This is a genomic window from Psychrobacillus sp. FSL H8-0484 (assembly GCF_038005325.1).
Classification (GTDB): Bacteria; Bacillota; Bacilli; order Bacillales_A; family Planococcaceae; genus Psychrobacillus.
Map to the genome: position 1 here is coordinate 2201750 of NZ_JBBOSZ010000001.1, position 16043 is coordinate 2217792.

General features: G+C 39.1%; 14 protein-coding genes. 2 read left to right on the forward strand and 12 right to left on the reverse strand.

All coding sequences use genetic code 11. The features are described from left to right. Positions 1–68: 68 nt before the first annotated feature. The 6 genes from MHH81_RS10635 to MHH81_RS10660 are packed head-to-tail and all read right to left on the reverse strand — an operon-like array spanning position 69 to position 6421. Positions 69–1508 carry a dihydrolipoyl dehydrogenase family protein gene (locus MHH81_RS10635; RefSeq protein ID WP_340920912.1) on the reverse strand — a complete coding sequence of 480 codons (1440 nt, stop codon included), beginning with the start codon at positions 1506–1508 and terminating at the stop codon, positions 69–71. Position 1509: 1 nt separating this feature from the next. After that, entirely contained in the window at positions 1510–2733 is a 1224-nt protein-coding gene (locus MHH81_RS10640; protein ID WP_340920913.1) for a dihydrolipoamide acetyltransferase family protein, read from the reverse strand. A 12-nt stretch (positions 2734–2745) separates the two neighbouring features. Further along, positions 2746–3762 (reverse strand): alpha-ketoacid dehydrogenase subunit beta, encoded by a 1017-nt coding sequence (locus MHH81_RS10645; protein WP_445678088.1) that lies wholly within the window; start codon positions 3760–3762, stop codon positions 2746–2748. 3 nt (positions 3763–3765) lie between these two features. Then, positions 3766–4821, reverse strand: coding sequence for a pyruvate dehydrogenase (acetyl-transferring) E1 component subunit alpha (gene pdhA, locus MHH81_RS10650; protein ID WP_340920916.1), 1056 nt, complete (start codon positions 4819–4821; stop codon positions 3766–3768). A gap of 15 nt (positions 4822–4836) precedes the next feature. Next, entirely contained in the window at positions 4837–5982 is a 1146-nt protein-coding gene (locus MHH81_RS10655; RefSeq protein ID WP_340920919.1) for a Leu/Phe/Val dehydrogenase, read from the reverse strand. A gap of 28 nt (positions 5983–6010) precedes the next feature. After that, complete coding sequence (locus MHH81_RS10660; protein ID WP_340920921.1) at positions 6011–6421, reverse strand: thioesterase family protein; 411 nt, start codon at positions 6419–6421, stop codon at positions 6011–6013. 355 nt (positions 6422–6776) lie between these two features. Here MHH81_RS10660 and MHH81_RS10665 point away from each other — a divergent pair, with 355 nt between their 5' ends. Then, positions 6777–7409 (forward strand): GntR family transcriptional regulator, encoded by a 633-nt coding sequence (locus MHH81_RS10665; protein ID WP_340920923.1) that lies wholly within the window; start codon positions 6777–6779, stop codon positions 7407–7409. A 493-nt stretch (positions 7410–7902) separates the two neighbouring features. On the opposite strand, the gene MHH81_RS10670 is transcribed toward MHH81_RS10665, so the two are convergent. Continuing rightward, complete coding sequence (locus MHH81_RS10670) at positions 7903–8868, reverse strand: NAD(P)H-dependent flavin oxidoreductase (RefSeq protein WP_340920927.1); 966 nt, start codon at positions 8866–8868, stop codon at positions 7903–7905. 84 nt (positions 8869–8952) lie between these two features. Between MHH81_RS10670 and MHH81_RS10675 the strand changes: the two genes are divergently transcribed. Next, on the forward strand, positions 8953–9480 hold the full coding sequence (locus tag MHH81_RS10675) for a gamma carbonic anhydrase family protein (RefSeq protein WP_340920928.1): 528 nt from the start codon (positions 8953–8955) through the stop codon (positions 9478–9480). Positions 9481–9694: 214 nt separating this feature from the next. Here MHH81_RS10675 and MHH81_RS10680 read toward each other — a convergent pair whose 3' ends face one another. From MHH81_RS10680 to MHH81_RS10700, 5 genes are all read right to left on the reverse strand, one after another. Continuing rightward, entirely contained in the window at positions 9695–11680 is a 1986-nt protein-coding gene (locus MHH81_RS10680) for an acyltransferase family protein (RefSeq protein ID WP_340920931.1), read from the reverse strand. Positions 11681–12109: 429 nt separating this feature from the next. Further along, entirely contained in the window at positions 12110–12988 is an 879-nt protein-coding gene (paaX, locus tag MHH81_RS10685) for a phenylacetic acid degradation operon negative regulatory protein PaaX (protein ID WP_340920934.1), read from the reverse strand. A gap of 93 nt (positions 12989–13081) precedes the next feature. Continuing rightward, a complete protein-coding gene (locus MHH81_RS10690; protein WP_340920936.1) occupies positions 13082–13858 on the reverse strand; it encodes an enoyl-CoA hydratase-related protein in 777 nt (258 codons plus the stop codon). 101 nt (positions 13859–13959) lie between these two features. After that, the gene (locus tag MHH81_RS10695; protein WP_340920937.1) at positions 13960–15165 is read right to left on the reverse strand and encodes an acetyl-CoA C-acyltransferase; all 1206 of its coding nucleotides are present in this window, start codon (positions 15163–15165) and stop codon (positions 13960–13962) included. Then, a complete protein-coding gene (locus MHH81_RS10700) occupies positions 15162–16034 on the reverse strand; it encodes a 3-hydroxyacyl-CoA dehydrogenase (protein ID WP_340920939.1) in 873 nt (290 codons plus the stop codon). The genes MHH81_RS10695 and MHH81_RS10700 overlap by 4 nt, the downstream gene beginning before the upstream one ends. Positions 16035–16043: the final 9 nt, after the last annotated feature.

The window sequence follows — 16043 nt, forward strand, 5'->3', positions numbered from 1 at the left end:
TTAGAATGTTCTGATTATTAATTTGTTTATTATACATTTTCTTTCACTACTTTGATAGAGTTATTTTATTAGATTTTAATATATTCAGCCTTATTAACATTGGTAGAGTGAATGGATTGACCGATTAACCCCTCTACCACTTCAAGTAGAGCTTCATTAAATGCTGGATGTGCATAGTGGGGGAATTTAACGTCTTCTTCTTTTGCGGCCATTTCTAGCAACTGGACAAAGGACCCTGACATTTCAACAGCCCCTTCACCAATCATATGAATCCCATGTATTATCTCTGTTGTTGAATCCGAAATAACTTTAATTAACCCATCCTTTTTACCAGTAATGGCTGCATAACCGTTGGTACCAAGAGCAAATTGACTGACACGAATAGCCAATCCGTAATCCCGTGCACTTTGTTCCGTAAGCCCCACAGATACGACTGGAGGAATGGTATGAGCAACAACTGGTATAAATGTAGGGTCTACTTCTGTTTGTTCTCCTGCAATGGATGCTACGGCAGCTTTTCCTTGTTTGATTGCTTTAACTGCGAGCATTGGACCTTCCGTTACGTCACCTACTGCATAGATGGTAGGTATCGATGATCGCATATTTACGTCTATCTTTATAAAGCCCTCATTTGTTTTCGCAATTCCGAAACGACTTATTCCTAGAGAATCTAAGTTGGGTTTCCTTGTTCCGGAAACGAATAAATGAGATCCACTTATTGATTCTTCTACATTTTTATCTGTTAGGAACGATATCGAAATGCCATCTTTCGTCTCGTCAAAGGAAATTAATTCCATTTCTTTATACACTTTAATTTTTCGCTTTTTAAATAAGCGGCTTAACTCTTTATTAATGGATTCATCGAAAGGAAAGCCAGCTTTGTAATCTATAACCACACTGACTTGTGTCCCTAATGCCGCAAAACTAGAAGCCACTTCAAGGGCAATGTAATCTTGGCCTCTTACAATAAGGTGTTCCGGTAACTGATCCAATGTAAATAATTCATGTGGAAATAAAATTCTTTCCCCTTTGTCTATAAAAGGAGCTGGCATGCTCGGGGAACTTCCTGTTGCGATAATAACTTGCTCAAATTCAAAAATATCGAATTGATGACCATTTACTACACCAATTTTGTCTATAGCAAGGAAAGTAGCTTTCCCACGGATTATTTCAATTTTGTTTGATTTACATAAACTTTCTACACCAGACCGAAGCTGATGGATGACTTTAGACTTATAATCACTTAGCTTTTTCATATCGAATAGGTTATCTGAATTTCCAATTCCAAGATCTTGTAAATGAGCGCTTTCTGAGCGTTTAGCTGCTGCATGTGTAAATATTTTAGATGGAATACATCCTTCATTCAAACAAACACCACCCATATGAGCCTGTTCAATGATCGTGACCGAAAGACCAAGCTGTGCAGCCCGTATCGCAGCACTGTAACCTCCTGGCCCTCCTCCAATAATAATTAGATTTCGTTCCTGACTGATTTCCCCAACAACCATTTTATATCATCTCCATCATCAGTTTGTGAGGCTGTTCAATCAGGCTCGCAAAACGGTTTGTAAATTTAACAGCCGTTGCTCCATCCGCAACACGGTGGTCAAATGCCATGGAAAGTGTCATGATATGGCCGATAACGATTTCATCAAACTTATTAACGATGGGTTGTTTTTTCGTTTTGTGAAAAGCAATAAGAGCTGTTTCTGGATAGTTGATAATTGGCGTCGCACCTGTACTACCTAATGGCCCAACATTACTCACCGTAAATGTACTATTTTGCATTTCATACGGTTGTAATTTACCAGCGATTGCTCTTTCTGTTAATCCTTTGACTTCTTGGTTAATCTGTTTAATTGATTTCTTATCGACATCATGGAGTACAGGGACAATAAGTCCACTTTCTGTGTTCGTGGCAATGCCAATATGATAATTCTTCTTGAGGAGTATCCGACTATTTTCTTCATCCAACTCAGCATTGAAAATCGGAAAATCCTTCAATGAAATAACAAGTGCTTTTATAAGAAATGCTGGAATACTGACAGATTCACCAGCAATTTTCATCTGCTCCTTCATTTCAAAAAGGTTTGTCATATTAACTTCATCGAAATGCGTGACATGAGGAATGGTATAGAGTGATTTCTTCATCTTTTCTGCAATCTTTTTGCGTATCCCTCTATATGGGATTTCATCTGGGATTTCTTGAACAACAACAACTTCTTGCTCCACACTCTTCCCAGCAGTCTCGTTCGTTTGCAATTCATTAATAAATCGGAAAACATCTTCTTCTGTTACTCTTCCAGAAGGGTCAGTCGGCTTTACATCCTCTAGATTTATGTTGTTGTCGCGCGCAATTTTCCGTGTATATGGTGCAGCGAGTACTCGCTTATAAGAAATGGGCAGAGCTTTTAAGTCCTTGTTCATCTCAGGAATCGCTTTCTTCTCCATATATTGTTGCGAATTTACTTGAGCTTTTTGTTCAGTTCGAGCAACTTCATCTGCTTCAATGTAGAGTAGACTTGTTCCGACCTTGACGGTTTCACCTACCTCAATTCGAATTTCTTTCACGAAACCTGAGCAGGGCGAAGTAAGTTCAGCGACCATTTTGTCCGTCTGTACTTCGACAAGCGGCTGATCCGTCCTAACCGAATCTCCAACTTTAACTAAGTAATGGATCACTTCCCCTTCCGTCATTCCTTCCCCGATATCATGTAACTTTACTTCGAACATTCCATTTCCTCCTTAAAAATGAACCACTTTTTCTATTCCTTCAACCACGCGTGCTGGTGTTGGTAGATAATGTTCTTCTAATGTAAAGAATGGAACCGGTACGTCAAATCCGGTAACTCGTTCTATTGGAGCTCGTAGATAAAGAAAAGATGTATCGTTAATAATCGACACAATATCGTTTCCCAGCCCCCCCGTATTATGCGCTTCATGTATGATGACTGCTCTCGTTGTCTTTTGCACGGACTCCGCTATCATGTCACGATCAATTGGATACAATGTTCGCAGATCGATAATTTCACAACTAATCCCCTTTTTCTCCACTTGTTCTGCTGCTTTTTCCGCGATTGAAATCATAGCGCCCCAAGCAATAAGCGTGACATCCGTTCCTTCACGTACTATTTTTCCTTTACCAATTTCCACAGTATATTTTCCAACAGGTACTGCTTCTTTCTTGGCACGATAGTTTTTCATGGGCTCCAAAACGAGCACCGGATCTGGATCTTCCATTGCTGCTATCAATAATCCTTTTGCATCGTATGGATTAGAAGGACAAACAACCTTGATGCCTGGCATATGTGTAAATAAGATTTCTGTACTGTCAGAATGTATTTCAGGCGCACGAATTCCCGCTCCGTAAGGTGCACGGATAACCATAGGCACCGTAAAACGCGACATTGACCGCATTCGAATACGGGAGACATGCGTCATAATCTGTTCGTATGCGGGATAGATAAAACCAAGAAATTGAATTTCTGCAACCGGTTTAAAACCATTCACTGCAAGGCCAATGGACGTACCGATAATTCCTGCTTCTGAAAGCGGTGTATCGACTACTCGGTCATCACCAAACGCTTCCTGGAGTCCTTCTGTTGCACGGAACACGCCTCCATTTTTACCGATATCTTCTCCGAGTATGATGGTTCGCTCATCCTCTTCTAGCATCAAACGCATAGCCTCATTGATTGCTTGAATTAGCGTGAGCTGTTTTGTCGTTTCATTTTTTTGACTTAACTCTTTCATTTGTGCCATTAATCACTGCCTCCCCAAATAGTCAAGGTATGCTTCTTTTTGATCAGCAAGTTGAGCTGGCATTTCAGCGTATACATGATCGAAAACGTCTTCTACGTTTGGCGGTGGGAACTTTTCCATTTCTTCAACAGCCGCTTCTACTTCACTACTTGTTCTTTCATTCGTAGCTTGAATCCAATCTTCATTCCAGTAGCCGTAATTTTTCATAAACAATTCTAATCGTATAAGAGGATCAACTATATCCTCCCCTTGTTTTTCTGGACGATATTTCGAGGGATCATCCGCAGTCGTATGGGCACCCTTTCGCCAAGTAACTGCTTCTATTAATGTTGGGCCATTTCCACTTCTTGCATGTTCAAAAGCATTTTTGGTTTCAAAATAAACGGCAAAACAATCATTCCCATCGATCCGGACCCCTGGAATACCATAGGCAACAGATTTTTGTGCGATCGTTGCAGAATTCATTTGTTTTTCAATCGGAACTGAAATCGCATAACCATTATTTTGGTTAAAGAAGACGACTGGTAATTTCAATACACTCGCAAAATTCAATCCTTCATGAAAATCCCCTTCTGAAGTAGCACCGTCTCCGAAATAAGCAATTGCAATATTTTGTGTTCCTCTTTTCTTTTCAGCCCAGGCAGCTCCTGCGGCATGGGGGAGTTGAGTTGCAATTGGAACAGCTGGAGGGAAAATATTCCTATTTCCAGGAGCTACACACCCTTCCACTCTGCCGTTCCAGTATAAAAATGTTCGCATCATACTTTTTCCGAATGTTATGGTCGCACCATGATCGCGATAAGTTGGAAAAACCCAGTCAGCAGGACTTAATGCAAGTGAACTACCAACTTGAGCTGCTTCCTGCCCTTCAAGAGGTGCATACGTTCCTAAACGTCCTTGTCGCTGCAAGTTAATTGCTTTTCTATCAAATGTACGTATTCTTAACATGTGATAATAAAGGTCTTTAACCAATTGTTCATCTATCTGTTTTTCCAAGCTCTCATCAACAAGAAAGCCTTGATTGTCTATGATTCTTTTTATAGGATAGTGATGTTCCATTTAACTTGCCTCCTATCAGGATTGTTTGCGAATGGACCACTTTGGTTTCAGAGGTACTGAGTAAAAACTATTACGTTTCCCTCGATTTGCTATTCTTTTCTCACACATCGCATTCGCCGATTCCTCCGTTGTTTTTCCACTACTCACTGCTTCTTTGTACACTTCCAAAACCGCATCGTATATATGTTTCGTTTTGGCAAGTACACGTTCCGCATTAAAGCCATATAATTCATCCGCCACTTGAATGAGACCACCAGCATTCACGATATAGTCCGGTGCATATAAAATTCCATTATCCTGCAACATCTTACCGTGCCTAGCATCTAATAACTGATTGTTAGCTGCACCTACGATTGCTTTAACTTTAAACAGAGGAATTGTCGTGTCGTTAATAACCCCTCCAAATGCACACGGAACGAAAATATCCGCTTTTTGCGAATAAATAGCTTCTTTTGCAACCCGTTGAACTGTGCCTGTTGTTTTTACTGCTACTTCTTCGATTGCTCGCAAACTTTCCTCACTAATATCCGTTACATAAATATGAGCACCTGCTTCCAGCAATCCAACTGCAACTTTAAATCCAACCTTTCCGAGACCTTGAATGGAATAAACACGTGGACCTAATGCATCATTACCATATAGCATCTGATTGGTTGCTTTAATACCATTAAGAACTCCTGCAGCTGTAGGTATGGATGAATCCCCACCACCTCCATAAGCTTCTGGAAGACCATTGATGAAGTTCGTTTCTTTCATCGCGTGAATAAAATCATCCATCGTCGTTCCCATATCTGTTCCTGTATAAAAACGGCCACCTAGTGAGTTCACAAATTGACCGAATGCACGAAATAATTCTGGTGATTTGTCCGATTTAGGATCACCGATTATAACTGCTTTTCCGCCCCCGAAATCGACATCAGCAGCGGCGCATTTATATGTCATTCCTTTTGAAAGGCGAAGAACATCCTCTAACGCTTCTTCCACACTGCTATATGGTTGCATACGACATCCACCGAGTGCTGGTCCAAGCGTTGTATTATGGATGGCAATAATTGCACGTAAGCCTGTTGAAGGATCATTACAAAAAACGACTTGTTCATGCTCACTCATTTGTTCAAAAAGTTCAAATTCCTTTGTCATAGACATTCTCTCAGCTAGCATATAAAGATTTTCCCCCTTCGGATCTACCTTACATTATCTCTTTTTTGGATGAAGCTTCTTTCAGTCTCATCGCAATTTTTTCCTTTGGTAATATGACTTGTGTCACTTCACCTAGTCCGATAATCCCCAAGTGATTTTCTGCGGTGACTTTTGTTATAACTCTGTTGTCGCGAAGCTCTATTAACGTTGCAGTTAAGATAACAGTACATCCAAGTGGTGCTGCGGCAAGATGCTTCAGCTGCACGGATGCACCCATTCCTTCTTCATAGTCTTCCAAAAATGGAAGAATGATTTTTCGAGAAACCCATTCCATATGATAGGTCATTGCAACTGTTGAATAGACCGGATGTACGACTACTCCCTCAAATGATGCAAACATATCCTCTGTCACAGTTATCTCTATCGTTTCTTGTCTACCTAAGTTCAATCCACGTTTCATTAAGTATCACCTACTTCATGTATATTTTAAGTAACTCAACTGAATGCCTAAAATGAATAAAGAATAAAAGGTTAACTTGGAAGCGCTTACAAAGAAACGATTAATTTATAACTGTATTAGTAAGTATTCACTTACAATCAGTCTACGAAAATCTTATATTATAACCGTTAATTTACAACTATCATATATGATATAGTATATGATTTCAAGTACTTATCTGAATTTTTATTATAATCTGAATTATATTAAAATAACATTTCTGACCATACCCTTTTATAGAAATCTGATATTTTAGAAAACTATTATTGCAATCATATATTAATTGATATACAATCTGCTTACTATGAAAAATAATATGAATAAACGCCAATATGCTTATAAAGTGATTCGCACAAGAATTGTAGACGGTACTTATTCCCCTGGCCAAAGGATAATAATTAATCAAATTGCAAAGGAGGTCGGCTCAAGTCATATACCCGTTAGAGAAGCCATCCATCAATTAGAGGCCGATCAACTAATTGAATTTAAACCAAATGTCGGAGCAATTGTTCGAGGTATTAATAACGAACTTTACATGGAAACGATGCATGTTTTAGCTTTATTAGAAGGTCATGCAACGGCACTTAGTGCTCCGCATATTACATCAAATGGAATAAAGACATTGGAAAACATTAATAACGAAATGAAAGAGATGCTTGAAAACTATGAACTGGATAAATTGGGAGCCTTAAATAGAGAATTTCACTTCCAAATTTATTCTTATTGTCCGAACAGTTTATTAAAAAAAAATATTCAAGAAACATGGAATCGGTTAGATATTGTTAGACAAGCAGGTTTCACTTTCTATCCCAAGCGTACACCACAATCAATCGAAGAACACTCTACGCTCATTAAACTTTTGAAAGACCACGCAGATAGTTCGGAAATCGAAGAATATGCACGTAAACACAAACTAATTACACTTGAAGCATTTAAAGAGCGAAATTAATCTATCTAAAACGAGCGCCGCACCTAGAATTAGGTCGGCGTTTTTTTAGAGGGCTCTGTTAAACGTTGCGAGGTCTTGACAGCCAGTTTTTCCGCAGGAGTCTTCGGATTTTCGTCACAAAATATATTCTATAAAAAACCACAGCGTAATTTAGAGGGCAGTGAAAAATTGGTATTCTAATAAAATCCCTAATAAATATCCGCTAATTGGATTTAGCACGGCTCTGTTCGCTTTCCGTGGGCGAGCGCCGAGCCTCCTCGGGCAAACACGATGTTGGTCATGAAAGCGTTGCCTCAGGACGAGGCGCCCTTAGCCTTCCTTCCTCTTTCGCTTCGTGCGGGGTCTCGGCTGTCTCGCTTTCCCACAGGAGTCTCACGCCGCCGTGCTAAATCCTATAGTACACAGTATCGTCACATCGAATATTTATCATAAAAAATTCTGTAATAGAGTTTTTCAGTGCCCTCGTAATTTAACGGAGCCTTTTAGAGAGAAATTAGTTGTTTTGTATTTTTCTAAATTCCATCACAGAATTGTTCAATTGATCTTCCGCTACTTCCATCATACTATCAAGTAATTCTTTTACAGTCGGTATGTCTTCAATCAATCCTGAAATTTGCCCACTATTGATAAAGCCATTTTCCATATCGCCTTCGATCGCACCTTTAACATGTTGTTTTTCTGAAGTCATCTCATTGTATTGTTCAATTGTCATTCCCGATTTCTCTAAATCAGTTAGCCTCCAAGCATAGGGTGTCTTTAATATACGCCTCAATCTCCCTAAGCTACGTCCTATAAGTAATGTATCTGTATCACTTGCTCTGACAAGATTCTGTTTGTATGTGTCATGGAATGGAGCTTCATTAGTCGCAATTAAACGAGTACCAATCTGTACACCACATGCGCCTAACATTAGTGCAGCTGCCAACCCTCTGCCGTCACCAATTCCCCCAGCTGCAATTACCGGGACTTTTACATGTTTCACAATTTGTGGTATTAGTGTGAATGTCGTCAGCTCCAAAGTTGAATTAATGCCAGCTGCCTCAAATCCTTCTGCCACTAGAATATCCGCTCCAGCTGCTTCCGCTTTCTGAGCATGCTTTACGGATGCGACAAGCGCTATAACTGTGACACCATGTTCGTGCAGTTTAGGAATATATGGCGCCGGATTACCTGCTGATAACGAAACAATAGGAACGTTATGCTTAATAACAAGATCAATCAGTTCACTCGCATAAGGTGAGACGCTAATTGCAATGTTAATCGCAAAATGTTTATCAGTTAGTTCTTTTGTTTCAAGTATTATCTTCTCTACTTCATTTGGCGTCATTGTTCCGCACCCTATTGTGCCAAGACCCCCAGCTTCTGATACAGCCGCAGTGAGCTTTGCATTGCTAATATTACCCATACCACCTTGAATAATTGGATATTTTATTTGTAGCTTTTCACAAACATATATCATTTTTTATCCACCCCTACTAAAATATGTTATACTATTTTAAGTAGAATGACAATTAGGAAAAGTCTAAAAACGGAGGTAAAATTAATGATTATTACTTATAAAGGGAAAGCACCCGAGCTGGAACCGTCAGTATTTGTTGCTCCCGGGGCTAAAATTATCGGGGAAGTCCTAGTTGGAGAAGAATCCACCATTTGGTTTAATGCAGTTCTGCGTGGAGATGAAGGATCGATTACGATTGGAAAAAGATGTAGTATTCAAGACAATTCGACCATTCATTTATTTGAGGACGCTCCAGTCGTAGTAGAAGACGAAGTTACAGTTGGTCATAATGTGATCCTACATGGTTGTAAAGTTGGGAAACGCTCCATTATTGGAATGGGCTCTACCATTCTAGATCATGCTGAAATCGGAGAAGAGTGTATTATCGGTGCTAACACGTTAATTCCACCTGGTAAGAAAATTCCCTCCCGTTCACTAGTTGTCGGTTCACCGGGTAAAGTAGTAAGGGAACTAACTGACAAGGATCTGGAACTTATCCAGTTATCCATTGAAACGTATGTTCAAAAAGGATACGATTATCGTGAGATTTTTCAAAACAATGAAAAAATATAACAATGGGTAACCCGCTCTATTTTCTTTGATAAAATTCAGAAAAAGAACCCAAATTCCTCAATGGAATTGGGTTCTAAAATAATTTATATATTAATGAGCTTACTGGATAAAAATATAATTCTTAGCAAAAATCTTATATAAACTAAACTCAAATTGGATCCCAATACACTTCAACTCACAGTGAATCAAGCTATAGTCACACCAATAGCTTTTTTCAGTGTTCTAAAGCTTCCTTGACATGTATTTTAAGAGCAGGTGCCAGCGTTTTGGAATAAGCGGTTGTAATATGGTTGTTGTCACGATATACAATAACATTTCCAATAACAGGGTAGCATGTATCATCGTCACAGAAATACTCCGATAAATCAACAAAAGTCACATTACTTGGTATTCCATCCGTGTTCTCCCATGGTGGAGTTTCCGATAGGGCTTCATTTCTAGGCATGGAACAATTATCAAGATTTTCTTCTTGGTCCAAGCACATAGGGATGTCCACTAACATCCTTGGATTATCACGAACTGCCAATATTTCAGTAATTCCTTCAAGCTTCTTCCACTGACTTAGGTATCCAACCGGTATGGTATCACCTGAATTGACATTTGCTGTTGTAAATACTAAATCAGGAGGATTCAATATTAATATGTCTATTAAATTTTCATTCCACTCCATGCAAGCCTCTGTCATTACACCGTTAAAATCATCATCCGTAAAACGGCAACCATCATGATTGTATACATCTATCTTTATTTTAAGTTCTTTGGACATTTCTTCTAGAGCTGGAAACCAATGACCTGAGTGAGAACCGCCAGCTAACGCGATCGTGTAATCTGGATCCTCTGTTTCTCCGAAAGAACATGTTACTACAGTACTTTTCTCAGTGACACAACCTGGATATCCATAGAATGCTGGTAGGTCCTCTTTCACATGAGCAGTCGAAGGGATTGGCTCTATACCTGTGGGAGGTACAATTTTATCAGAAATAGAACGTGCTCCTGGATATTTCGCTATATTATACCCTTCATTTGGACTATCTTTCGTCTCACCCATATACACTCCCCAAGAAATACTAACAATAAGCACAGGAAGCAGGAAACTTAACAAAACAGTAGTAAGTTTGATTTTCGATTGTTTAATATTAATTTTCCGTACTGGTGTTTCGATGATTTTAGTAGAGAGAAAAGATAAAACAAATGTCATGAGTAGAATAGTAATGCCACCTTGAAGAGATACGCTGTCAGTCCCCATGTAAGCATAATACAAAATCAGTAGTGGCCAGTGCCACAAATAAAACCCGTAAGAAAAACTACCGAAAAATATAAATGGTTTTAAACTTAACAACTTGTCTACTCCAAATCGGCTACTATTCTCAGCAGCAAGCAACACTAACATCACGCCGGTAGTTGGCAATAACGCTGCATACCCTGGAAAAACAGTAGATACAGGTAAAATAATACCAGTAAAGCATATAATCGCTAATCCTACCCATCCAATGACAAAACTTACGGACTTTTTAAATGATAAATAAGGGATCAATAATGCCAAAATTCCGCCTAAGCTGAACTCCCAAACTCGAGCAAATGTGTCGAAATACGCCCAGGGCTGATTGACGGATGTTATGTATACAGAATAGCTAATAGAAACAGTAAAAATGGTGACTAAGACAGCCAATAGAGTCTTCCGGACATTCAATTTTAGAAACTTTCGGGCAATGTAACATGCTAATAAAATTATGAAGGGCCATATAACATAAAATTGTCCTTGTATAGAATTAGACCAGAAATGCTGAAAGGGACTAGCTTCATTATGTTTAGCTAGGTAATCAATTGAGTTAATTGACAACTGCCAATTCTCGAAGTAAAAGGTAGAAGAAAAAATTTCAGAAATGATTTGCTTCCACTGCACTTGAGGTATAAACAGAATAGATAATAAAGATGTAACCAAAATGACAGTAAAGGCAAGTGGTAATAACCTTCTAGCCAACCCTAAGAAGTACTCTATAAGATTTATTCTGCCTAACTTCTCCATTTTAGTTAATAAAGAAGTAGTAATTAAGAAACCGGATATTATGAAAAAGACATCCACTCCACCAGATACTTTTCCTAACCAAATATGATAAATTGCTACTAAAAGTGTTGCAACAGTTCTTAAACCTTCAATTTCAGGTCTATACCTTGAGGTCGGGCCATTTAAATCTGCCATTCTTTCATCTCCAATATAAAAATCACTTAGATTTATCTCGTTGTTTCTCTTGCTTGCTTTCTAAGCAATTCATTCCCATAAGCATGGATGTGGATAGGAATTATACAGAAGATTAGCTTCAAGTAAATAGTTTTTACAAAATAGTATTCTGCTCAGTATTTAACTATAAAAAACTTCTAGTATACTGTCAATAAACTATTAACTTTCAGCAACAAAATTAATATATTCATCACTTTTCTTATTAAATTATCACAATATTATTAATTAATTTTCTTTTATATAATATTATTTTACTAAAAATAAAAAGCACTGCTATACGCAATGCTAATTTGTACTTAAATTTATTAGGTTAATTTAATTTGATAACGATATTATTTTCAGGTTAATACCACTCAACGGAACAAGTTGCTTATATGAAGAATCTTCGCTTTAGTCTTTAAGAAGTGGATGATCACCAGCATCATACCCTTTGTCTTTTCTACGCATATCATTATCTTCTTGGAATACGTCCTCGAAAAAACAGCTTGCAGATGGTGCGAGCAATTTATAGTACTGCTCGAATAAAAGAGCAGCATGGTTCCCACTCCATATTTCTGGTAGCAGTTCTTTCGGCAGCCCAGGATCCATAAAAAGAAACTTGCGGTATTCATGCACGAGGTTTGTCCTTTCCACAAAACACTCTGCATCTGTCATTTGACCATCGTTTATCAAGCTTTGATGGATAATATATTGATGGCTATAATTCGAAATAAATTCTTTATATTTCCCTTCTATCTCTTGAAGCGGCCAACTTTTTTCGACAAGTGCTCTGTTTGTCTGCGGTCCTTTATACTCGGATACGAAGAAATCAACGTAAGTTTGAATGTCATATTTTTTTATAAGAAATTCTACTTCTTTTTCAAGATTGTTCGGTGAAATCCAGCACCCATTTGAAGAACTGCCGAATCCGCTCCATAATAGCTCTTTCCGTAGTTCATCCCGAACATGCCTTTTTTCTTCCGGAATCGTATACATAAGCATCCGCCATTTCCCATCCCAATCGTTCGGCTTCAATTTAAATATCCGAATTGCAGCTTCTTCCATCCGAGCTTCTCCACGTGTCGTCAGAAAGTAATAGCTCTTATTACCTTTCTTCTCGGATTCGAGCCAACCTTGTTTCATCATCCTTGAAATGGCTACTCGAACCGATTGTTCGTGGTGGCCAAATTCCTTCAATAATCGGATCAAACTACCAATCCATATTTTGTTGCCGTAATGGCGGATGTAATCACCGTATATGGTAAATATCATAGATTGTGTATTCGACATATAAACTCACTCTTTCTTTTTTCCCCTAATTATCAATATAACACGTTTCTACCCTTCTTTCATTAATTTGTTATAGGAATTAACTTTGACTTCTTATTTTCCTAAGAAGATCGGTTTTCTTTTCTCACCGAATGCTTGAAGCGCTTCTACTCGATCCACGGTTGGGATTGTTAATTCATATGCCTTGGATTCGATTGCGAGACCCGTCTGCAAGTCCGTATTCATTCCTTGGGTGATTGCATATTTTGCTTGTTTAATCGCCACTGGACCATTTGCCATCATTTCATTGGCCAATTGTTCACATGCCGCAAGAAGATTTTCTTTTTGCACGACTTTCAACACAACCCCAAGTTGAACTCCTTCTTCCGCTGTGAATTTCCTTGCAGTAAAAATAAGCTCTTTTGCTTTCATTTCTCCAACTAGTCTAGGAAGTCGTTGCGTTCCTCCCGCTCCTGGGATGATAGCCCAGCTCGTTTCTGTAAGGCCCATTTTGACCCCTTCCGCTGCAATGGAAAAATCACACGCAATCATTAATTCAAAGCCTCCACCAAATGCATAGCCATTCACTGCAGCAATCGTCGGCTGTGGAAGATTTGCAATACTGTTGAACACATCTCTAATCGCTTTCACATTCCTCCGAACTTCTGTTTCATTCAATGTTTTCCTTTCTTTCAAATCAGCTCCTGCACTAAATGATTTATCACCTGCACCTGTAAAAATAACCACTTTCAATTCCGGATCAAGTGAAATCGCATCTACCACTTCTTGAAGCTGATGCAATGTTTCGTAGTTAAAACAGTTCAATGCTTCTTCACGATTAATAGTCACGTAAGCAATGCCGTCTTCTTTATTTAGTAAAATCGTCTTCACTATAACATCTCCTTTTTAATCAAACTCTATTAAACAATTATGTTGGAACCTGCTCAAAATCGCCTCGCTGCCCCAATCAAAAGACAGCCTTATTCAACTACCTATTCTGATATATTTTCAAAAATTGCTGCAATTCCCTGACCTACCCCGATACACATGGTTGCCAAGCCAAATTGAACGTTTCTTTTCTTCATTTCATATAAAAGGGTCGTGACGATTCGGGCACCACTTGCACCTAAAGGATGTCCAAGCGCTATTGCTCCACCATTGACGTTTACGAGATCAGGGTCAAGATCTAACTGACGAATGCATTCCAATGATTGTGATGCAAAAGCTTCATTTAATTCAACGAGTCCAAGATCATTTGAAGTCAGTCCTGCACGTTTTAATGCTTTTTGTGAAGCAAAAATAGGACCTAGACCCATAACAGCCGGTTCTAGTCCCGCAGTTGCCCCGATAACATATTTCGCTAATGGCTTTAAATTCAGTTCCTTCGCTTTTTCAGCACTCATTAGAAGTAAAGCAGCTGCACCATCATTTACGCCCGAAGCATTGCCAGCTGTTACGGTCCCACTTGCAAATAAAGGTTGTAGCTTTCCCAGTTTCTCAAGTGTTGTATCTGGACGCGGATGTTCATCTCGATCTACAATCTTTTCATTGCCTCTATGGTCCTTATAAACAACCGGAACAATTTCTTCCGCAAAACGATTTTCTTCCATTGCTTTTTTTGCACGTTGCTGGCTTTCAAATGCAAATAAATCCTGATCTTCGCGTGGTATACGATACCGCTGTGCAACGTTTTCGGCTGTTTGCGGCATCGTATCAACACCGTACATTTCTTTCAGCTTTTTATTTGTAAAGCGCCAGCCGATTGTTGTATCCTGCAGTTCCATATTACCTCGTGGAAATTCTTTATCTGGCTTTGCCATGACAAACGGAGCTCGCGTCATGCTTTCTGTGCCACCTGCGATGTAAATATCCCCCTCGCCCACTGCAATTGCTCTAGCAGCATACATAATAGCGTCCAAACCCGAACCACAAAGACGATTAATAGTCGTACCGCTCACTTCAACAGGTAGACCCGCTAACAAGCCGGACATTCGCGCAACGTTACGATTATCTTCCCCCGCTTGATTTGCATTTCCAAATACAACTTCTTCTATTTTCTCTCTGGGAAGGTTTGGATTTCGATCAACGAGTGCTTTAATAACGATAGCTCCCAAATCATCCGGGCGCACGTCTTTTAATGCACCATTGTATCTCCCAATAGGTGTACGGACAGCATCTACAATGACCACTTCTCTCATTCTGTCACCAGCTCTTCCTCTTTTGTATAGTCATATATCCCTTTACCGCTCTTTCGTCCAAGGCGCCCCGCTTTAACATATTGCTCAAGTAGAGGTGCCGGGCGATACTTCTCTCCAAGCTTTTCGTGTAAATAGTTCAAGTTATTTAAACGTGTATCAAGTCCGACGAGATCTACCAGTTCAAACGGACCCATTGGGTAATTTAATCCTAGCTTTATCGCTTTATCAATTTCTTCTGGTGTGCCTAAACCTTCTTGGAGCATGTAGAAAGCTTCGTTGCCAACAAGTGCGCTAATTCGGCTCGTGACGAATCCTGGAAATTCATTAATGACAACCGTTTCTTTTCCCATCTTGATAGCAACTTCTCTAATCGTTTCTGCCGTTTCATTGCTCGTTTCTAATCCCCGAACAATTTCGACAAGCGGCATTTTATGTACAGGATTAAAAAAGTGCATCGCAATTGTTTTTTCTGGACGTTTTGCGAACGAAGCAATTTCTGTTGGGCTCATCGTTGATGTATTGGTTGCAAAATAACAATGAGAAGGCGCATGCTCTTCCATCGTTTCAAACACCATCTTTTTAATCGCAGTCTTTTCAGGTACTGCCTCAATAATTAAGTCAGCTATACCTGCAGCTTTTGCAAGGTCGCTTTCATAACTTAAATTCCTACGTGCTTGTTCAGCTTGATCAGATGAAATCTTCCCACGGACAAGACTCTTTTCGAAAATTTGATCAATTTCTTCCTTCGCATTCTGTAATGCAGAATAATTATTGTCGACAACTGTCACTACATATCCCCCAACTGCCCCTACATAAGCAATCCCTCTTCCCATTACACCTGAACCTACGATAACAATTCGGTTTATCATCGTTCTACT